Below are 20,418 nucleotides of genomic sequence, written 5' to 3'. Positions count from 1 at the left end.
ATTTCCCGTTTAAGCCCTATATTCCTTGATTTTTTCCTTGATTTCATCAATGATTTTCTCGTCATCAATCGTAGATGGAATCTGGAAATCTTTACCGTCAAGTAACGTTCTGATTAATTTTCTCAAAATTTTCCCGGATCTTGTTTTGGGTAAGCGTTTGACAACCATTACGTTTTTCAGAAAAGCTACGGCTCCGATTTTGTCGCGAACCATTTGAATGATATCTTTTTCAATGTCTGCTTCAGAAATCGCTGAACCATTCTTCAAAACCACCGTGGCAAAAGGAACCTGTCCTTTTAAATCATCATCAATACCTACCACAGCGCATTCGGCAACATCGGGATGTGAAGAAACAATTTCTTCCATTTCAGAAGTAGAAAGTCTGTGGCCTGCCACGTTGATCACGTCATCCACTCTTCCCGTAATGAAAATATAGCCGTCTTCATCCTGAATAGCGCCGTCTCCTGAAAAATAGTAACCTTTATACTGAGACAGGTAACTGCTGTCAAAACGTGCATAATCTTTCCAGATTCCTAGCATGGCACCGGGCGGGAGAGGAAGTTTGATTACCAGATAACCTTCGTGGTGAGGATCAAGCTCCAATCCGTTTTCATCAAAGATTTTAATGTCATATCCCGGAACTGGTTTTCCTGCAGACGCTCTTTTGATCTGATAGTTTTCATCGTGAGTGAGTAATCCAAGCATAGGCCAGCCAGATTCTGTCTGCCACCAATGATCTATTGCCGGAACACTAATATGCTCTGCAAACCAGTCCAGAGTGGCTACATCACATCTTTCACCAGCCAGAAACTGTTTTTTGAAATGGGACAGATCATATTTTTTGACCAGTTCTCCGTTGGGATCTTCTTTCTTGATGGCTCTGATAGCAGTAGGTGCGGTAAACATTACCGAAACTTTATATTCTGAAATAATTCTCCAGAAAGTACCGGCATCGGGAGTCATAATGGGTTTTCCTTCAAAAATAATAGTTGTGTTTCTGTTGATTAATGGCCCGTATACTGAAAAACTATGTCCTACAGCCCATCCGAAGTCTGAAGCCGCCCAATAGGTTTCACCGGGTTCTACTCCATAAACATAGGTCATTGAGAATTGTAATGCAGTAGCATATCCTCCGGTATCGCGAACGATGCCTTTGGGTTTTCCTGTAGTTCCTGAGGTGTAGAGGAGGTAAAGCGGATGAGTGGATTCTACAGAAATGCAGTCTGCCGGTTCTGATTTTTCTACTAATTCTTCATAATCAATCAATCCATCAAACATTTCGTCCTGATTATCTACCAGTTTTCTATTGTATACAACGATATTGTCTACTTTATCTTGTGCCAGTTCAATGGCCTTTTCCACTAACGGAAGGTAGGGGATTCTTTTGGCAATTTCTACTCCGGCAGTAGCGGTGATTAAAACTTTAGGTTTGCAGTCATCAATTCTCACAACAAGCTCATGAGGAGCGAAACCTCCGAAAACGACATTGTGAATAACCCCGATTCTTGCACATGCCAGCATTGCAAAAAGTGTTTGCGGAATCATAGGCATATAAATGACAGAAGTATCTCCTTTTTTTAATCCCAAAGAAACCAATCCTCCCGCTAATTTTGCAATTTCCTCTTTCGCCTGATTGAATGTATAAGTTTTCTTCTGATGGGTTACAGGAGAATCATAAACGATCGCAGTCTGATCTCCAAAACCGTCTTCAATATGTTTATCAATACATAAATAGCACATGTTGAGCTTCCCGTCGGAAAACCATTGTGGGTAATCATTTTCGTCTTTGGAAAGAATCTGGTGGGGAAAATCAAACCATTGTATTTGTCCGGCCTGTTCTCTCCAGAAGTCTTCTTTATTTTCTATGCTTTGTTTAAATAATATATCAGTATCCATATCAATAATCGTGTGTTTGTTTTTTGCTTGCGAGCCGAAGGCGAAGACATAAGATTTTTACTAAGTCGTTGTCTGAAGTCTTATATCTTGATTCTTGGCTCTAGATTCTTTTTTAAAACATTTCCTCAATCTGCTGCATCAGTTTTTTAATCGAGTAGGGCTTTGTGACATAAGCATCTGCTCCCATTTCCAATCCTTTTTCAATATCTCTGGGATTGTTTTTAGCACTCAGAAAGATGACTTTGGTGTCTTTTAGTTTCTCATCCTGCTTAATGAGATCCAGGGTGCTGTAACCATCAAGATTAGGCATCATAATATCGAGAAGGATCACGTCCGGAACCATTGTTTTCAAAAAGTCCAGGACTTCCATTCCGTCACGGGCAATATAGACATCATATCCGTTTTTCTTAAAACTGTATTCGAGCGACATTAATATTTTGTGTTCGTCATCTGCAATGATTATCTTTTTCATAAAAGTGGTTTAATGATGTTCAACTTCATGGGTATTCTCTTTTTTTATTTTTCCGGGAATGCTTATGGTGAAAGTTACTCCTAATCCGCTGTTTTCGGCTTTAATACTTCCTCCGTGTGCCTGTACAATTTTTTTGGAAATGGCCAGTCCCAGTCCGCTTCCCGTAGGTTTTAAAATATTTTGGTTTTTCGACTGATAAAACTTGTCAAAAATCATTTCCAGATCCTCTTCCGGAATATGTTTCCCGGTATTGAAAATGGTAATGATCAGCTTTTGGTCTTTTTCAAATAATTTGGTTTGAATTGTTCCCTGTTCTTCAGTGAATTTTAAGGCATTGCCCCAAATGTTCTGAAACAGCTGAATCATTCTTGCTTCATCATATTCAAATATAAATTGATTCAGAAGATTAACCTCACTTAAATGAATGTTTTTCTGCTGTATCAGATGAAGGAGCGGATTTAATGCTTTTTTATAGGTTTCAATAATGTTATTTTCCTGAATATGTAAAGAGATTTCGCCATGCTGTAATTTGTCCAGATACAGAATATCGTTGATGATTTCACTTAATCTATCGGATTCTGTGACGATATTGTTCAGAAATTCCTGCTTAATGTCAAAGGGAATCTCGTCATCATCAGCCAGGATTTCTCCTGCAGAACGGATTGCAGTAATCGGAGTTCTTAATTCATGGGCAACAGAATCCAGAAAGTCGTCTTTTTGACGGTCTTTGATGATTAGGCTTTCGTTAGCTGTTCTGAGGTCATCGGAAAGTTTCTGCAGTTCTTCAGACTGTTCGGTAAGTTTTTTATTTAAACTGATATTTTCCTGAGATTCTTCCAGGATATTTAAAACTTCTTTTAACGATATTTTATCTTCCTTCGTCACTCCTTCTATTAATATTTTGGCCGAAGCGGTACCGATTCTTCCAGCCAAAAGGTTTTCTGAAAATTTAATAAACCTTGAATCGGCAGTTTCAGTGTTGGAATCTATATTATATTTTAAATTAAAAATTCTTAATGCCTGTTCTGTTTTGCTTTTACCTAAAAAACGTTCCAGGATATTCTGAATATCTGAAATGTAGGCTGTTCCCCGCCAGATGAAAGCATTTTCATGATTTTGAATGTATTTGTCAATGTCAACATAGAGTTCAGCAAAGTTTCTTTCACGGTAATTTCCTTTTGAACTTACGGAAACAATCGTAAACAGGCTTGTATTCACCAGCATTGACCAGAAAAAGATCTGCGGAATTCTTCCCAGATAAGGAATGGTGAAAAAGCCGAAAGCGTCATACATATCCCTGATTACGCCTTTAAACTCCTGGTTATAGGAAAAATAATACTGTGGAATAATCAATCCGAAATAACAAATCACTAATCCGGCTATAAGCCCTGTTACAGCACCTTTATAACTTCCTCTTCTCCAGAATAAGGCTCCGAAAAAGGCCGGTGCAAGTTGGGCAATAACAACAAATGATATTAGCCCTACGGAATCCAGCGAAGTCTTCAGGATGAAATACTTATAAAAGGCAAAAGCCATGATAATCAGGGCGAAAATGCTGAATTTTCTGATATTGGTAATGCTTCTCGTATTTTGCTCCTCACTTTCAGATTTTAATTTTCCTAATAATCCATAGGGAATGATGAGGTTGTTGGAAAGCATGATCGATAAAGTAATAGCAGAGATGATAATCATTGAAATGCATGAGCTTAATCCGCCAAGAAAAACCAGTACCGTGATCAAGGTATTGTCAAAATGCTGAGGAATCAGAATAGAGTAGAACTCCGGATTTACTTTTTGTCCGTCAAAAATCAACCTTCCTCCCCACGCAATCGGGAAGATAAATACAGTGAATATTAAAAGATAAAGCGGGAAAAACCAGATGGCGGTTCTGATATGTTTTTCCTGTCTGTTTTCAACAATAGCTGTGTGAAACTGTCTGGGAAGAATACAGATGGCTGTTGCTGAAATCATACACAGAACCATCCAGTTCATTGCACCTTCAATTCCGTTGAAGGTGTTTTTTTCTTTAAAATCTTCAAATTTGCTGGCTTTCTCATAAATGTCTGAGAAGCCATCAAAAGCAAAATAAATCACGAAAAACCCAAGAATGATAATAAAAAACAGTTTTAAAAAGCTCTCCAGTGCAATAGCTGAGATGATTCCCAGACGTTTTTCTGAAGCATCTACATATCGTGTTCCATAATAAGAGGAAAACAAGGCAATTAAAACCACTACAAAAGTGGCGTTATCGGTTAGGATATCTTTAGACATCGGAGTTTCCGTTACCAGATGAAAGGTTTCCGAAATGGCTTTGATCTGCAGACCAATATAAGGAACTATTGCCAGAAGGCAGACTATGGTAATAATGGCGCTCAGGCTTCTGCTGTTCCCATATCTTAATGAAATGAAATCGGCAAGGCTGCTTATTTTGTTGACTCTTGAAATTCTTACAATCCGGGTGTTGATATAGATCCATGCCGGAATAATCATGATAGGGCCAATGTAAATCGGAAGATAATTTAATCCGCTTGTAGCTGCCACTCCAATACTCCCATAATACGTCCAGGCAGTACAATATACAGCAAGAGATAAGGCGTAGATGTAAGGATTGTTGATCCAGCGTTTACTTCTTCTCTTCTCTGCTAAATGGGCAACTAAGAAAAGAAGAGCGAGGTAAAACAGAACTACAAAAAATAATGCGAAACTATTCATCATGTCTTTTTACAATTACAAAAGAAATCACAATGGAGATCATCCAGATCACGAACAGGTAGATCAGAATCATAGGATAGCCTAAAACTTCCCTGTCACTGTTGAAAAGCAATGAAATAGGAATGCTGAAAGCAATCATAAGCCCTACGCTCAGTATGATAAGTTTTTGTTCGTGCCTTTTTTTCATAAATGATTTTGATAAAAGATAATTGATGAATGCTGTCATTCATCAATTATCTGTATTGCTTTTAAATTTTATCGTCAGAATATTCTCCTTTTAAGGCATAATACCCGAAAATGGCCATTCCGCCTGAGATAATCGGCATTAGTACAAAAAGGATGATAATGCCAAAAACCAGATCTTCCTGTTTTCCGGAAGCAATTTTTGGGATTCCCAATACTGTAATTCCGAAATATCCTACAATCACCGCAATAGCGATCCAGAGAATGCCTAATATTTTTTTTAGTCCGTTCATTTTAGTAGTTTTAAAATTAATAAAAATTTGAGTGATTCAGTACCTAATCGTGAAGATTATTGTTCTTATTTTTAAGATAAAACAATCCGATAACCAAACATACTGTGGCAACCCCAATCGGATACCAAAGCCCTTCTAAGTACCATGTTGCATGTCCTGCTTCTTTTCCTGTGGTGACCAGATAAGTTGCCACTGCCGGAAGAAGCCCTCCGAATACTCCGTTTCCAATATGATAAGGCAATGACATTGAAGTGTAGCGGATTCTCACAGGGAACATTTCAACAAGGAAAGCTGCAATAGGACCATACACCATTGTTACAAATAGAACCTGGATAAATACCAGGAAGATCAGATACCATTTCGTGTCATCACTGAGTTTTAAACTTTGAGAAACTTTAGGTTCTTCCGCTTTTCCATCTTTCATGACAACTCCCGAAGGTGACCAGTGAACAACACTGTCTTTTTTGATCAATGTACCATCTGTATAAAGAGTTTCTTTGTGAAAAGTAACCAGGCTGTCTGTTGCGATGTCTTTATGAATTTTGGCGGTTCTTTTTTCTGTAATTCCATTAGTGACAACAGTTTTACTTTCCAGATTCACGCTCTTGAACATGCTGTCGTATATCGGTCTGTAGGCTAAAATAGCAACCAGCATTCCGGTCATCATTACTGCTTTTCTCCCGATTTTATCGGACAGCCATCCGAAGAATACAAAAAACGGAGTTCCTAAAAATAAAGCGGTAGCCATTAATGAATCAACCTGTGCGGATTCTACGTTCATTACTTTTTGGAGGAAACTCATTGCATAAAACTGTCCTGTGTACCAGATAACACCTTGTCCCATGGCTGCTCCGAATAAAGCCAGCAATACAAATTTGAAATTGTATTTATTTCCAAAACTTTCTTTTAAAGGATTTTTGGAAGTTTTACCCTCACTTTTAGCCTTGGCAAAAAGCGGAGATTCCTTCATGTTTTTTCTGATGACATAAGAAACAGCAACCATTAAAATCGAGATCCAGAAAGGAACTCTCCATCCCCAGGTATCAAATTCTTCTGCAGAAAGAGTTGTCTTCGTGATTAAAATAACGATTAATGAAATGAAAAGTCCGGCAGTTGCAGTAGTTTGGATCCATGATGTCCAGTAACCTCTTCGGTGAGGTTGGGCGTATTCTGCAACATAGGTGGCGGCACCTCCATATTCTCCTCCCAGAGCAAGTCCCTGTAGTAATCTTAAAATCAAAACCAAAACAGGAGCCATAAATCCAATAGTTTCATAACTTGGAATACATCCGATCAGGAACGTGGAAAATCCCATGATCAGTAAAGTGACAAGGAAGGTATATTTTCTCCCGATAATATCTCCCAGTCTCCCGAAAAATAATGCTCCGAAAGGTCGTACAACAAATCCTGCTGCAAAAGTAGCCAGCGTGGATAAAAATGCTGCGGTAGGATTATCAGCAGGGAAAAATTTCGTAGCTAAAACAACGGCTAAACTTCCAAAGATGTAGAAGTCATACCATTCTATCAATGTGCCTAGAGAAGAGGCAGTGATCACGCTCCATATCGTGCGGTTTTTCTGCCTGTCGGTCATATTTTCGTAGCTTTCGTGATGATTTTCGCTCATATTGATTAGTTTTTGATGTTATTGGAATAGGATGTTAATTTGAAATTGCTTTTAAACCATTAAGAGATTTTAAGTTGATAAGAATATTTAAGATTTTTATTAAGCGATAATCTTTTTATATCATCTTTGATGGTGCTTAACTTATCTTAATTTCTTTACTATTCTTAATGATTCAAATTTTATAAGTAGATCTGAAACTGGACAATAAATTCCCCTTTTGAAGAAGGGCTTTCCGTAGGGCTGGTATAAACCGGTCTTGTTGAATATTGTGTTGTTATCTTGGCATGATGTCCGTCTATGAACCAGTTGGCTCCCACATCAAACTGAGACGAAGATTTATCGAAGGCTTCAAAGCTTTTGTGGGTATAGGCAGCAAAAGGCTGTATTCTGATTTTGGGCTTTTCTGCCTGGCTTGGTAAAAGTAAACCAGCCTGTGCGTAGATAATATTACCTGTTCCGATAGTGGGCTGTAGATTTCCTGGTCCTGCGATGGCTTTATTTCCGATAAAATTAGGATCGGAAGCTGCGATATTCATTGTTCCCAGATTTCTTACATAATTAGGTCCGAAATTGTAGTTGTAATATCCGGCATATGCGGAAACGGCCATTTTGTTTTTTGCTTCTCCCAAGGGAATATCTGCGAAAGCATCTACTGCAAAAAGAGTAATGTCGTGTTTCTCAATATTTGAATTCACGGAAGTTCTTGTTCCGTCCGCCTGATGATAAAAACCTGCGCCTACATTGAAAACCTTTTTTGTCCCAAGGTAAGAGCCTACTTTGAAAGGTAATGCGTTGGATTCTTCGTCAAGAAATTGATATTCAACATATCCTGCTTTTGAAAAACTGGGATTTCCGTTGTTGTCTACTGCGATAGCCCTTGAAGGATCTGTTACATTCACAGGTGTAAGATCAGTAGCGAAAGGTTTATTTAAACTGAAACGATATTCCAGTTTTCCGTATTTACCTTTGGCAAACATTCCCAGCTGTCTTGCGAACTGGTCTGAATTATCAATCAGTGGCCATGAAAAAACGGGTGAATCTAATGTGAGGAAATTAAGGGTAGAAGCCATGGTCATACGGGAAAGCCCCATGTAGTAATGAAGACCTGCTCCTAAAGATAAACTGAATTTTCCTGCTTCTCCAGGTAAAATAACTGCATATTCATTCCATGCGTCATGAAAAAATAACTGGGTTTTCTTTCCATTTCCATAACCTCCTGTCCCTGAAGTTCCTGAAGCTCCGCCATTGATAAAGGTCTGGTTGTTGATTCCGAAGTGAAGGAGAATCATATATCTTTTAGAGATTTGTGCATAGGTCAGAGCACGTAAACGTCTGTTTCCTAAGCTCCAGGAGTTGTCAGTAAGTTCGCCTCCTACCATACTTCCCGGGTTCATGGAAGTATTTCTTACCCAAAACTGATCCCATAAAATAAATCGGATGAATTTATCACCGTTCTGGTTGAGGTTAATTTTTAAGCCATTGCCATAATCGGGAGAACCTTGTGAGTATACGGAACTGCTGATTAAAGCTAATCCAATGAATGTAAGTAATTTCTTCATAAATTATCAATTTTTGGCGTTGTTTTTTGTGAATGCCAAATTGTAATTAATAATTTGTTTATGAAAATTTAATATATATTAGTGGTAATAGTATAGCTGTGAATTGTTTAATGTTATACATTTCGGGTTTCGTGATCCGTGTTTTTAATCTAATCGATTTGTAAGTGTTTGATATTGAAAGTGTAATTAGATCTCTTAACTCGTATCTCGCATTCTGTACCTCGTAACCCGAAACCTCGCCTCCCGACTACTTCTTAAATCGTTCCCACTTGATGAGCATATATTTATCTGCAAACTGAGTGATAATAATTCCTGAGTTTTTAATGTTTTCTTCCTGAGCGATATAGTCGATCAACTCGTTCTGTTTTAGAATCTTATAAACGGGATGGAATTCAGAATGAGGAGGTCTTGTAATATTATACTTTTTAATCCATGAGCTGATGGTAACATGTGAAACTCCGATAATTCTTTCAATTTCGCGATAGCTCAAACCTTCTAAATAGAGCTGCAGGGCTTTGGTTACGTAGTAATCATCAATTTGTTTCCCCAGTTTTTTAACGGTAAAATAATAATTACAGTCTTTGCAGTGGAAGCGTTGTTTCTCATTGATGATGCCGCTTTTTACCACTTTAGTGCTGTTGCATTTAGGACAGGTATTTTCCATAACTATATTATTTTAGCAAATATATAATAAATTAGCAAATGTATATTTTTCAATAAAGATAATTTTACCTGTTTAAAATTTTAAAACAAAAAAAATATCTTTTTTATTTGGATTTAAAAGAAATTATATTTTAAATTTGCCAAAAAATTTAGATAAATAAATGGAAATAGAAATTTCCTCATGCGAACATCTAATGTATGTGAGTGAAATACAGCAGGAAATGTATGATTCTGCACAGCGTAGAGGAACGGGAATCGCAAAACGTTCTATAGAATATTTGAGTAAGAAGATTTCAGAAGGCAATGCTGTGGTAGCCACTGAAAACGGTGAGTGGGTAGGTTTCTGTTATATAGAGACCTGGTCACATGGGAAGTTTGTTGCCAATTCGGGACTGATTGTGTCGCCGAAATTCAGGAACGGAGGAGTAGCTACTCAGATCAAGCAGAAGGTTTTCCAATTATCTAGAGATAAATATCCGGATGCAAAAGTATTTGGATTAACGACAGGGCTGGCAGTCATGAAAATCAATAGTGATTTGGGTTATAAACCGGTAATCTACTCTGAACTGACTCAGGATGAAGAATTCTGGAGTGGCTGCAAAAACTGTGTGAACTATGAAATTTTAATGATGAAGGAACGCAAAAACTGCCTGTGTACAGCCATGTTATTTGTTCCTGAAAATGATAAAAAAAAAGAGGTGGTGAATAACCAGCCTGAAAATAAATATAATGAAGTAAGCCAGATGGATTTTGAGTATTCTGTACAAAAATCTCTTGGTGAGTTCCATTTGACAACTAAAAAAAATAAAAAGAGTCCAGATGAAAAAGAAAGTCATCTTAGCGTTTAGTGGAGGTTTAGATACTTCCTACTGTGCAAAATATCTTAGTGAAACACTAGGGTATGACGTGTATGCCGTTACTGTAAATACCGGAGGTTTTTCAAAAGAAGAGGAAAAAGAACTGGAAAGGAAAGCTTTAAAGCTGGGAGTAAAGGAATACAGGTGTGTAGACGCTCAGGAAGATTACTATAATTCATGTGTGAAATATCTGATTTTTGGGAATGTATTGAAAAATAATACGTATCCTCTTTCAGTAAGTGCTGAGCGTACGATTCAGGCGCAGGAAATTGCAAAATATGCCATAGAAGTAAAAGCTGATGCGATTGCTCATGGAAGTACAGGAGCAGGAAATGATCAGGTTCGTTTTGATTTAATCTTTCAGGTAATGTGCCCGAATATTGAAATCATTACTCCCATCCGTGATATGGCGCTGTCCCGTGAGGAAGAGATTGAATTTTTGAAGGAGCACGGATATGAAATGGAATTCCATAAGGCACAATATTCAGTGAATAAAGGTCTTTGGGGAACTTCGGTAGGAGGAAAAGAAACTTTGACTTCAAGAAATTATCTGCCGGAAGAAGCTTTTCCCTCTCAGATTAAAGAAACTCAGCCTTCAGAACTGGAGATCGAGTTTAAAAACGGAGAAGTGATTGGAGTGAACGGAGAAAGCTTTGAACATTCTGTATATGCCATTCAAAAAATAGAAGAATTAGCTTCAGCGTATGGAATTGGTCGTGATATTCACGTAGGTGATACCATTGTTGGGATTAAAGGACGTGTGGGATTTGAAGCGGCAGCAGCATCAGTGATTATCAAAGCGCATCATTTATTGGAAAAACATACACTTTCAAAATATCAGCAAATGATGAAGTCTCAGTTATCCGACTGGTATGGAAACTGGCTTCACGAGGCGCTTTTCCTGGATCCTGTCATGAGAAATATTGAGTCTTTCTTAGTAGATTCTCAGAAAACAGTAAGCGGAAAAGTATTTGTAACTCTTCATCCTTATAGATTTATTTTAAATGGAATTGAGTCTAATCACGATCTGATGTCTGATAAATTCGGAAGTTATGGAGAAGCTAACAGAGCGTGGACAGGCGACGATGTGAAAGGATATACAAAGATTGTAAGCAATTCTTTAAATATATACCACCAGATTAACCAGAATATCAATTAGTTCCGAAAGAACGTAATGTAAGGCAGAATAACATTCTGTAAGAATCAAAATGAAGAAAACAGTAGGAATAATTGGTGCTAACGGTTATACAGGAAGTGAGCTGATACGCTTACTGGCTTTTCATCCCCATGTGACATTGAGTTTTTTATATAGTCGTTCGAATTCGGGAACAAGAATTTCAGATCTGTACCCGGATTTAACGACCGTTTGTGAAATGGTTTTGACAGATACACCTGAAGATGTAGATATTCTTTTTCTGTGTCTTCCTCATAAAGAAAGTCAAAACTGGTTAACTCAAAATCCTGTAAAAGATGAAACGCTGGTGATTGATCTCGGAAACGATTTCCGTTTAGAAGGAAACTTTGAGAGCAGAAATTTCATCTACGGATTACCGGAAATCAATAAAAAACAACTGTCGGGGGCAAAAAGTATTGCGAACCCGGGATGTTTTGCTACAGCGATTCAATTGGCTTTACTGCCATTAGCAGAAAAAGAAGTGTTAAATGAAGTTTTTACTACAGGGATTACAGGTTCTACCGGAGCTGGGCAGTCTTTGCAGGCAACCACTCATTTTACATGGAGAAATGATAATGTTTCAGCATATAAAACTTTAACGCATCAGCATGTAGATGAGATTTTACAGCAGCTGGTTGCATTTAATAATAAAGAAGTAACCCTGAATTTTGTTCCATGGAGAGGAGATTTTGCAAGAGGGATTTTTACAAGTTCCACCATGAAGACGGACTTGGAGTTGGAGGAAATAGAACAATTGTATCAGGATTTTTATGCGGAGGAGCCTTTTGTTACGGTAAGTAACAGGGCAATTGATTTAAAGCAGGTTGTCAATACCAATCGCTGTGTGATTCAAATCGAAAAGAGTGGAAATGTTGTCGTTATTCACTCAGCGATTGACAATTTGTTAAAAGGTGCTTCAGGACAGGCCATACAGAATATGAATCTGGCAATGAACTGGGAAGAAAATGCAGGATTGAACCTGAAACCAATAGCATTCTGATGTATAATGTAGAATGTACAAAGTAAAATGTATGGGAACTCGGAACCCGAATCCTGTATCATTTATTATTTATCAATTATCATTTATTAAAAGACATGAATTTATTCAACGTATATCCATTATTCAATATAAATCCGGTTAAAGCTCAGGGATCTTTTCTTTGGGATGACAAAGGAGAACAATATCTTGATTTTTACGGAGGTCATGCTGTAATTTCCATTGGTCATAACCATCCGCATTATCAGAATAAGTTAAAAGATCAATTGGAAAAGATCTCCTTTTATTCCAATTCGGTTCAGAATGAATTGCAGACTGAACTGGCAGAAAAGCTGGGAAAACTTTCAGGATATGAAGACTATAATCTGTTCTTATGTAATTCAGGAGCTGAAGCCAATGAAAATGCTTTAAAGCTTGCATCGTTTCATAATGGAAAAAGTAAAGTGCTTTATTTTTCCGGTTCATTCCATGGAAGAACTTCTGCGGCGGTTTCTGTAACAGATAATCCGAAAATTGTGGCTCCGGTTAATTTTTCAGAAAGATTCATCAAATCAGACTGGAACGATGTGCAGCAACTTGAAGAAACCTTTGAAAAATTTGGAAGTGAAATTTCTTCTGTGATCATCGAAGGAATTCAAGGAGTAGGCGGCATTATGATTCCTACCCCGGAATTTTTATCTAAAATTAAAGAACTGTGCGAAAAATATGATGTTGTTCTTATTTTGGATGAAGTACAGTCAGGATATGGAAGAAGCGGATATTTCTTTGCTCATCAGGAGTTTGGGGTAGAAGCGGATATTATTACAACTGCAAAAGGAATGGGAAATGGTTTCCCCGTGGGTGGAGTTTTAATTCATCCTAAATTTCAGGCAAGCAATGGTTTGCTGGGAACTACATTCGGAGGAAATCATCTGGCTTGTGCCGCTTCAATTGCTGTTCTGGATGTCATGAAAGATGAAAATCTTATTGAAAATGCTCAGAAAATGGGTGAGTATATTGAAAATGAAATTAAAGATTTACCACATATTAAATCCATCCGAAGGAAAGGATTGATGATCGGAATAGAACTCGACAGAGATTGTTCAGAAATAAGGAAAAGCTTATTGTTCGATCATCATATTTTCACAGGAAACTCTAATGATAAAAGTGTCTTAAGGATTCTTCCGGCACTGAATATCAAACAAGAGGAAACGGATCTTTTCATCAATGCTTTGAAAGAAGTGCTTGGGAAAATTTAAACCACAAAAGTCACAAAAGAATTTAGACACTAAGTGATTTTAAGAAAATACTAAAGGCTTAAGAAGTGCACTTAAGTGTTCTAAAGTGTTTTAATAAAAACTTTTGTGCCTTTTGTGGTTAGATCAACAATTAATATGTAAACAAAATCTTTAAAATTAATTCAAAATGAAAAAATTTACCTCTGTAAGTGATGTAGAAAACTTACAGGAAATCATAAAAAAAGCTTTACAAATAAAAGCAGATCCCCTTACTGAAACAGAAAAAGGAAAGGGAAAAACAATTGGACTTGTATTTTTGAATTCAAGTTTGAGAACCCGTCTGAGCAGTCAGATTGCAGCGCAAGATCTAGGGTTGAATGTTTTGACATTAAATGCAGCACAGGAAGCCTGGAATCTAGAGTTTGCTGATGGAGCTGTAATGAACGGTGACACCGTAGAACATATCAAAGATGCTATTGAAGTTTTAAATCAATATTGCGATATCATTGCAGTGCGTTGTTTCGCAGGGATGAAGAGCAAAGAAGATGATGTAAATGAAAGTATCTTAAGCCAGTTTGAAAAACATGCAAAAGTTCCTGTTGTTTCATTGGAATCTGCAACGCGCCATCCGCTGCAAAGTCTGGCAGATTGTATTACCATTACAGAAAACTGGAAAAAAGACCACAAACCTAAGGTGGTATTAACCTGGGCGCCACATATCAAGCCTATTGCCCATGCCGTTGGAAATTCTTTTGCAGAATGGATGCAGGAAATGGATGTGGAATTGGTGATTGCTAATCCTGAAGGCTATGATTTGGATAAAAAATTCACAAAAGATGTGAAAGTAATTCATGATCAGGATGAAGCTTTAAAGGATGCTGATTTTATTTATGTAAAAAACTGGTCTTCTTTTGATGATTATGCAGCAATGCCTGAAGTAAAAGGGGATTGGATGCTTACCAATGAAAAATTAGCCCATACCAATGAAGCGAAGGTAATGCACTGTCTTCCGGTTCGTCGTAATGTTGAGCTGAGTGATGAGGTGATGGATGGAGGTAATTCTATCATCTATCAGCAGGCGAAAAACCGTATTTTCTCTGCACAGGCTGTTTTCAGTGAGATTTTAGATGAACTGAATGCCGGATAATTTTTTCAATCTGGAATCTTGATTACTGATCCTTGTCAAGGTTCAAAACCTTGACAAGGATTGAAGTAAGGATCACAAAACGTTTACAATGAAAGAAAAGTTATACATCATAAAAATTGGCGGAGCTTTAATTGATGATGAAGAATTGTTAGCCCAATTCTTAGCCCAATTTTCTGAAATTCAGGAAAAAAAGATCCTTGTTCATGGTGGAGGAAAGTTGGCTACAACGTTGGCTGACAAACTCGGTATTGAACAGAAAATGATCAATGGAAGGAGGATTACGGATAAAGAAACATTGGATATTGTAACCATGGTATATGCAGGAGGAATCAATAAAAATATTGTTGAAAAGCTGCAGCAGAAAAAATGTAATGCCATAGGATTTTCCGGTGCAGACGGAAATCTGATTAAAGCTAAAAAAAGAGTACATCCTGAAATCGACTTTGGATTTGTGGGGGATATCACTAAGAAAAGCGTGAACAGAAAGCTGGTTTCAAAACTCATCAAGCTGGATCTTGTTCCTGTATTTTCTGCGATTACCCATGACAGAAAAGGGAATCTTTTCAATACCAACGCAGATACCATTGCTTCTGTGATTGCACAGGCTTTGTCAGAAAAATATGAAGTTGAATTGTTGTATTGTTTTGATAAAGAAGGCGTTTTAGAAGATGTAAACGATCCGGAATCAGTGATTAAAAGTGTAAATGAGGAAGAGTTTACGGTACTAAAAGAAGAAGGAAAACTTCACAAAGGGATTTTACCTAAACTTGAAAATGCTCTTGGAGCGATAAAAAATAATGTAGATAAAGTGTTTCTGATTAAAGAGACGCAATTGAAAAATCATATAGAAAATCATCATGCAGGAACTGAAATCTGTTTATAATAAAGAAGAGCTATTGAATAATGCAGTCGGATTGCTTAAAAATTTGATTGAGATTCCTTCATTCAGTAAAGATGAGTTCAATACCTCAGTAGAAATTGAGAATTTTTTCAAAAAACATCAGATTCCTACTAAACGTTTTAAAAATAACATCTGGGCGGTGAATAAACATTTTGATGTATTTAAGCCTTCCGTTTTACTGAATACCCACCATGATACGGTAAAACCCAACAAAGCCTATACGCTGGATCCGTTTATTCCTATTGAGAAAGAAGGTAAGCTGTTTGGTTTGGGAAGTAATGATGCCGGAGCTTCTTTGGTTTCTATGGCCCAGGTTTTTTTACATTTTTATGATAAAGAAGATTTAAAATATAATTTAGTTATTGCTTTGACGGCAGAGGAGGAGATTTCAGGATTTGATGGAATTGAAGCCTTATTTCCGCAGCTACCCAATGTAGAACTCGCTATTGTAGGAGAACCCACGCAGATGAATCTGGCGATTGCAGAAAAAGGACTTCTTGTAATTGATGGAGAAATGAAAGGGACTCCTTCTCATGCCGCTCATCCTAATGATGATAACTCGATTGTAAAATGTATGGAGGATCTCCAGAATATTTTAGCCTTTAAATTTCCAAAAGTTTCAGAATATCTGGGCGAAGTTAAGGTTACCTTATCTGGAATTCATGCTGGAGTACAGCATAATGTTGTTCCCGAGTCATGTAATTTCACACTGGATGTGAGGGTTACGGATGAATATTCCAACGAGGAAGCGTTTGAAATTATCCAGTCTCAGATGAAATCTACATTGACGGCAAGATCGTTCAGGCTGAATTCTTCAAAGATTGAAATGAACCATCCTTTTGTAAAAGCAGGTCTTGAAATCGGAAGGACTACATATGGCTCTCCAACCTCTTCGGATCAGGCGATTATTCCATGTACATCAGTGAAAATAGGCCCGGGTGACAGTAGGCGCTCTCACACAGCAGATGAATTTATCTATATCCATGAAATAGAAGAAGGAATAGAAATCTACATCAGAATTTTAGAAAAAGTGTTATAAAAGAGAAACTAGAAGCTAGAGACTAGAAATTAGTAGAAAAAGACCACGTAAAGGTTATAACTCACTTCTAACATCTAATTTCTAATCTCTGAAATATATGTTTTGACTCCGCCCGGCAGGCACTAGAAGTTTAGTTTTTAATAAGATTTATGCAAAAAGAAAATTAGAAATGAAGGCTTTACATAAGGAAATGTTTTTTTATAGTTAATAGTAATAAGGATTGCCTTGCTGGGCATGTCAAAACCAATCAATATTTTAAATAAATCATATGAAAAAGATATGGCAGAAGGATGATCTTGCCACCAATATATTAGTCAATAATTTTACCGTTGGAAAAGATCTTGACTTTGACGAGCGTTTAGCAAAATATGATGCTAAAGGTTCTATGGCGCACTGCAAAATGTTAGCAGAAACCGGGATTATTTCTCAGGAAGAATCAGAGCAGATGTTATCTGTTTTAAATAGTATTTTAGATAAAATTGAAGACGGTAGTTTTGAAATTGATAAAGATGCTGAGGATATCCATTCTCAGATAGAAGCTATTCTCATTGAAGAATTAGGAGACACTGGAAAGAAAATTCATACGGCACGATCCAGAAATGATCAGGTTTTATTGGATATAAAATTGTACTTATTGGATGAAATCCGCGAGATAACAGTTCTTACCGATGAGTTTTTCCAGATTTTAATTCAACTGGCGAATCAGCATAAAGATGTTTTACTTCCTGGATATACCCATTTGCAGATTGCGATGCCTTCATCATTCGGATTGTGGTTCGGGGCTTATGCGGAAGCACTTTTGGATGATGTGGAAATGTTATTTTCAGTAAAGAATATCATTAATAAAAACCCGCTGGGATCTGCAGCAGGTTATGGTTCTTCGTTTCCGATCAACCGTGAAAGTACCACGTATAATTTAGGCTTCCAGTCGATGAATTATAACTCTGTATATGCGCAGATGACTCGTGGAAAGTCGGAAAAAATGCTGGCAATGGCCATGGCAACCTTAGCGGGAACTCTTGGGAAGTTTGCTTATGATGTATGTCTGTATCTGAGTCAGAATTTTGACTTTATCAGCTTTCCAAAAGAGTTTACCACAGGAAGCAGCATTATGCCGCATAAAAAGAATCCGGATATCTTTGAACTGGTTCGTGCACGATGCAACAGAATTCAGTCACTTCCAAACGAACTGATCCTTTTAACGACGAATCTTCCTTCCGGATACCACAGAGATGTACAGCTTACAAAGGAAATACTTTTCCCTGCCATAGACTCTTTAAAGGAGTGTCTGGAAATTTTAAGCTATACTTTGCCTAATATTAAGGTGAAAGACGGGATTCTGGAAGATGAAAAGTACAAGTATCTTTTCAGCGTAGAAAAGATCAATGAAGAGGTAAAGAATGGCAGTTCTTTCCGTGATGCTTATGTAAAAGTAGGACAGGAGATTGAAAAAAATGCGTTTGAGTTTGAACCTGGAAACCTTGAACATACCCATCAGGGAAGTATCGGTAATCTTTGTCTGGATAAAATAGAATATCAGTTCAATAAACTGAAAAATAAATTATTGGGTTAGAATCTAAGCCATTAAGGTCAGCAAAAACTTAAGCAAAAATCAGTGGAATCTCTAAAATTATTTTATAGCCTGCTGTCTTTTCGTTGTGAAAGCCTTAATCTTAAATCTTATCTGCTTAAGTGATCTTAATGGCTGGATTGTAATTCCGCTCTTTGAATTTGATGATTGATTATCTTGAACCATAAAGGAAGATGAAGATTTAAGGTAAGTTAAGAAAATATACTTCATAAAATTTTATCGGGGATAAAATCTTTGCGCCTTACAGCATAAAGTTTTCAATTTTTTTGCGTCTTTGCGTTTTTCTAAATAAAATTTATTGGTAAGCGCAAAGGCGCAAAAATTATACAAAAATGTATTTGGATTTTAAGGCACAAGAAAAATCCTTGATTTTCAGCAAGAAGTTTAAATCAGCTTTTGTTTAAAATAGAAGGATTATTCCAGATCAATTTTAAATTTGGTAGATTTTTTTACCTCATGAAGCACAATTGAACTGTGGTATTGCCCGATATTAGGAATGTTTGAAATAACATTAACAGCAAATTCGTTATAAGAATTGATGTCTTTGGCAATAATCTTCAACATATAGTCATACTCTCCGGAAAGACTGATGATTTCCTGTACTTCATCATATTTTCCAATGTGATTCTCAAAGGTTTCCAATACTTTCTTGGATTGTTCCTTAAGGCGGACATTACAGTAAACTACAATATTTAAACCCAGTTTTTCACGGTTTAAAAGTCCTACATACTTCTGAATGATTCCTTGCTTCTCCAATTGCTTGATTCGCTCATACGTAGGAGTAAAGGTAAGACCTATCTTTTCGGAAATTTCTTTAACCGATAATGTAGAGTCTTCCTGAATAATACTGAGAATCATTTTGTCTTTTAAATCCATAGAATAAATTTGAGTTTTAACAAAAATATTAATTTTAAATGAGAATAAGGAAGGACTGAAGTTTTTAATTTATTTTAAACATAATTTTTGTAGGTTCATAAAATTGTTGTATCTTTGCACCTAATGAATAAAAAAGCATTTATATCATTAGATTTACCGGGCGAAAGCGCCCTTTACGATATTTATTGTTATTAAGCGAAGATAGTTGTCTTCGCTTTTTTTATGCCCAAAAATTAGAATTATGTTTACGATTACAGAACTAAGCACCGAGAGAATCAACAGTATACTGACAGAAGCACTGGCTTTTGCGAACGGTAAAACTGCTAAAATTGAAGGAGAAGTTTTTTGCTCAAACCTTTTCTTCGAAGACAGTACAAGAACGAAAACAAGTTTTGACCTTGCAGAAAGAAAACTGGGATTGCAGGTAGTTCCTTTTGATGCATCACACAGTTCGGTAAACAAAGGGGAAAGCCTTTATGACACTGTAAAGACGATTGAAAGTATAGGAGTAAACCTTGTGGTAATACGAGATAAGAAAGACAGATACTTCGAAGAACTGAAAAATATTAAGATTCCGGTAATCAACGGAGGAGACGGAACAGGAAACCACCCTTCACAGTGTATGCTGGATCTGATGACCATTTATCAGGAGTTCGGAAAGTTTGAAGGTTTAAAAGTAGGAATTGTAGGTGATGTAAAACATAGCCGTGTTGCCAATTCAAATGCTGAGGCATTAAGAAGACTGGGAGCAAAAGTATACTTCTCAGGACCGGAACAATGGTTTGATGAAGGAGCACTGATCAACGGGACTTATATGTCTGTAGATGAACTGATCACTGAAGTGGATGTATTAATGTTATTAAGAATCCAGCACGAAAGACATGATGCCGCGATGAGTTTTACCGCTTCGGAATATCATAAAAGATACGGTCTGACCCAAGAAAGAGAGCAGGCGATGAAAAAAGAAGCAATCATCATGCACCCGGCTCCTATCAACAGAGGAGTGGAAATAGATTCAGACCTTGTAGAATGCAAGAGATCAAGAATCTTTAGACAAATGGAAAACGGTGTCTTCGCCAGAATGGCCATTTTGAAAGAAGCATTGGAAAGCAAAGGATATACCTTTAAGTAAATTGTAAAAAGTAAAATGTACAAAGTAAAATGTTAAGGATATAGTATACCTTTTACATCTGACATTGTACAAAAAGAAAATAATA

General features: G+C 37.0%; 18 protein-coding genes. 9 read left to right on the top strand and 9 right to left on the bottom strand.

The features are described from left to right. Positions 1-9: 9 nt before the first annotated feature. The 8 genes from ODR02_RS01220 to ODR02_RS01185 all read right to left on the bottom strand — a co-directional run bounded on the left by ODR02_RS01220 (position 10) and on the right by ODR02_RS01185 (position 9,403). Positions 10-1,896: an AMP-binding protein gene (locus ODR02_RS01220; protein ID WP_309511388.1), complete on the bottom strand. Its 1,887-nt coding sequence runs from the start codon at positions 1,894-1,896 to the stop codon at positions 10-12. Between the two features lie 112 nt (positions 1,897-2,008). Then, a complete protein-coding gene (locus ODR02_RS01215; RefSeq protein WP_209785132.1) occupies positions 2,009-2,368 on the bottom strand; it encodes a response regulator transcription factor in 360 nt (119 codons plus the stop codon). A 9-nt stretch (positions 2,369-2,377) separates the two neighbouring features. Beyond that, entirely contained in the window at positions 2,378-5,080 is a 2,703-nt protein-coding gene (locus ODR02_RS01210; protein ID WP_309511620.1) for an ATP-binding protein, read from the bottom strand. After that, on the bottom strand, positions 5,073-5,267 hold the full coding sequence (locus ODR02_RS01205; protein ID WP_034696262.1) for a hypothetical protein: 195 nt from the start codon (positions 5,265-5,267) through the stop codon (positions 5,073-5,075). The genes ODR02_RS01210 and ODR02_RS01205 overlap by 8 nt, the downstream gene beginning before the upstream one ends. A gap of 61 nt (positions 5,268-5,328) precedes the next feature. Next, the gene (locus ODR02_RS01200; RefSeq protein WP_034696261.1) at positions 5,329-5,556 is read right to left on the bottom strand and encodes a DUF6814 family protein; all 228 of its coding nucleotides are present in this window, start codon (positions 5,554-5,556) and stop codon (positions 5,329-5,331) included. Between the two features lie 43 nt (positions 5,557-5,599). Next, positions 5,600-7,180 carry an MFS transporter gene (locus tag ODR02_RS01195; protein ID WP_309511387.1) on the bottom strand — a complete coding sequence of 527 codons (1,581 nt, stop codon included), beginning with the start codon at positions 7,178-7,180 and terminating at the stop codon, positions 5,600-5,602. A 179-nt stretch (positions 7,181-7,359) separates the two neighbouring features. Beyond that, positions 7,360-8,739, bottom strand: a complete 1,380-nt coding sequence (locus tag ODR02_RS01190; protein ID WP_309511386.1) for a porin — start codon at positions 8,737-8,739, stop codon at positions 7,360-7,362. A gap of 247 nt (positions 8,740-8,986) precedes the next feature. Next, complete coding sequence (locus ODR02_RS01185; RefSeq protein WP_047423319.1) at positions 8,987-9,403, bottom strand: IS1/IS1595 family N-terminal zinc-binding domain-containing protein; 417 nt, start codon at positions 9,401-9,403, stop codon at positions 8,987-8,989. A 160-nt stretch (positions 9,404-9,563) separates the two neighbouring features. On the opposite strand from ODR02_RS01185, the gene ODR02_RS01180 reads away from it, so the two are divergent. The 8 genes from ODR02_RS01180 (at position 9,564) to argH (ending at position 18,307) form a co-directional block, all read left to right on the top strand. Next, on the top strand, positions 9,564-10,250 hold the full coding sequence (locus ODR02_RS01180) for a GNAT family N-acetyltransferase (protein WP_209785129.1): 687 nt from the start codon (positions 9,564-9,566) through the stop codon (positions 10,248-10,250). After that, a complete protein-coding gene (locus ODR02_RS01175) occupies positions 10,222-11,418 on the top strand; it encodes an argininosuccinate synthase (RefSeq protein WP_209785128.1) in 1,197 nt (398 codons plus the stop codon). The genes ODR02_RS01180 and ODR02_RS01175 overlap by 29 nt, the downstream gene beginning before the upstream one ends. Before the next feature lie 49 nt (positions 11,419-11,467). Then, positions 11,468-12,433 carry an N-acetyl-gamma-glutamyl-phosphate reductase gene (argC, locus tag ODR02_RS01170; RefSeq protein ID WP_309511385.1) on the top strand — a complete coding sequence of 322 codons (966 nt, stop codon included), beginning with the start codon at positions 11,468-11,470 and terminating at the stop codon, positions 12,431-12,433. 95 nt (positions 12,434-12,528) lie between these two features. Next, positions 12,529-13,668, top strand: coding sequence for an aspartate aminotransferase family protein (locus tag ODR02_RS01165; protein ID WP_309511384.1), 1,140 nt, complete (start codon positions 12,529-12,531; stop codon positions 13,666-13,668). A gap of 166 nt (positions 13,669-13,834) precedes the next feature. Then, positions 13,835-14,794: an N-acetylornithine carbamoyltransferase gene (locus ODR02_RS01160; protein WP_309511383.1), complete on the top strand. Its 960-nt coding sequence runs from the start codon at positions 13,835-13,837 to the stop codon at positions 14,792-14,794. Between the two features lie 88 nt (positions 14,795-14,882). Further along, the gene (gene argB / locus ODR02_RS01155; protein WP_309511382.1) at positions 14,883-15,677 is read left to right on the top strand and encodes an acetylglutamate kinase; all 795 of its coding nucleotides are present in this window, start codon (positions 14,883-14,885) and stop codon (positions 15,675-15,677) included. Continuing rightward, positions 15,652-16,734, top strand: coding sequence for a M20 family metallo-hydrolase (locus tag ODR02_RS01150; protein WP_309511381.1), 1,083 nt, complete (start codon positions 15,652-15,654; stop codon positions 16,732-16,734). Before argB ends, ODR02_RS01150 begins: the two co-directional genes overlap by 26 nt. Before the next feature lie 268 nt (positions 16,735-17,002). After that, a complete protein-coding gene (argH, locus tag ODR02_RS01145) occupies positions 17,003-18,307 on the top strand; it encodes an argininosuccinate lyase (RefSeq protein WP_309511380.1) in 1,305 nt (434 codons plus the stop codon). A gap of 432 nt (positions 18,308-18,739) precedes the next feature. On the opposite strand, the gene ODR02_RS01140 is transcribed toward argH, so the two are convergent. Beyond that, positions 18,740-19,201 (bottom strand): Lrp/AsnC family transcriptional regulator, encoded by a 462-nt coding sequence (locus ODR02_RS01140; RefSeq protein WP_002980286.1) that lies wholly within the window; start codon positions 19,199-19,201, stop codon positions 18,740-18,742. A 241-nt stretch (positions 19,202-19,442) separates the two neighbouring features. On the opposite strand from ODR02_RS01140, the gene ODR02_RS01135 reads away from it, so the two are divergent. Further along, on the top strand, positions 19,443-20,333 hold the full coding sequence (locus ODR02_RS01135) for an aspartate carbamoyltransferase catalytic subunit (protein WP_309511379.1): 891 nt from the start codon (positions 19,443-19,445) through the stop codon (positions 20,331-20,333). The last annotated feature ends 85 nt before the right edge of the window (positions 20,334-20,418 follow it).

It is taken from the genome of Chryseobacterium sp. CFS2 (assembly GCF_036543225.1).
GTDB lineage: Bacteria > Bacteroidota > Bacteroidia > Flavobacteriales > Weeksellaceae > Chryseobacterium > Chryseobacterium culicis_A.
This window is presented reverse-complemented; position numbering and strand designations above follow the sequence as displayed.

Coding starts and splice junctions, on each gene's coding strand:
- ODR02_RS01220 (WP_309511388.1), bottom strand. CDS start 1,896: ATGGATACTGATATATTATTTAAACAAAGCATAGAAAATAAAGAAGAC.
- ODR02_RS01215 (WP_209785132.1), bottom strand. CDS start 2,368: ATGAAAAAGATAATCATTGCAGATGACGAACACAAAATATTAATGTCG.
- ODR02_RS01210 (WP_309511620.1), bottom strand. CDS start 5,080: ATGAATAGTTTCGCATTATTTTTTGTAGTTCTGTTTTACCTCGCTCTT.
- ODR02_RS01205 (WP_034696262.1), bottom strand. CDS start 5,267: ATGAAAAAAAGGCACGAACAAAAACTTATCATACTGAGCGTAGGGCTT.
- ODR02_RS01200 (WP_034696261.1), bottom strand. CDS start 5,556: ATGAACGGACTAAAAAAAATATTAGGCATTCTCTGGATCGCTATTGCG.
- ODR02_RS01195 (WP_309511387.1), bottom strand. CDS start 7,180: ATGAGCGAAAATCATCACGAAAGCTACGAAAATATGACCGACAGGCAG.
- ODR02_RS01190 (WP_309511386.1), bottom strand. CDS start 8,739: ATGAAGAAATTACTTACATTCATTGGATTAGCTTTAATCAGCAGTTCC.
- ODR02_RS01185 (WP_047423319.1), bottom strand. CDS start 9,403: ATGGAAAATACCTGTCCTAAATGCAACAGCACTAAAGTGGTAAAAAGC.
- ODR02_RS01180 (WP_209785129.1), top strand. CDS start 9,564: ATGGAAATAGAAATTTCCTCATGCGAACATCTAATGTATGTGAGTGAA.
- ODR02_RS01175 (WP_209785128.1), top strand. CDS start 10,222: ATGAAAAAGAAAGTCATCTTAGCGTTTAGTGGAGGTTTAGATACTTCC.
- argC (WP_309511385.1), top strand. CDS start 11,468: ATGAAGAAAACAGTAGGAATAATTGGTGCTAACGGTTATACAGGAAGT.
- ODR02_RS01165 (WP_309511384.1), top strand. CDS start 12,529: ATGAATTTATTCAACGTATATCCATTATTCAATATAAATCCGGTTAAA.
- ODR02_RS01160 (WP_309511383.1), top strand. CDS start 13,835: ATGAAAAAATTTACCTCTGTAAGTGATGTAGAAAACTTACAGGAAATC.
- argB (WP_309511382.1), top strand. CDS start 14,883: ATGAAAGAAAAGTTATACATCATAAAAATTGGCGGAGCTTTAATTGAT.
- ODR02_RS01150 (WP_309511381.1), top strand. CDS start 15,652: ATGCAGGAACTGAAATCTGTTTATAATAAAGAAGAGCTATTGAATAAT.
- argH (WP_309511380.1), top strand. CDS start 17,003: ATGAAAAAGATATGGCAGAAGGATGATCTTGCCACCAATATATTAGTC.
- ODR02_RS01140 (WP_002980286.1), bottom strand. CDS start 19,201: ATGGATTTAAAAGACAAAATGATTCTCAGTATTATTCAGGAAGACTCT.
- ODR02_RS01135 (WP_309511379.1), top strand. CDS start 19,443: ATGTTTACGATTACAGAACTAAGCACCGAGAGAATCAACAGTATACTG.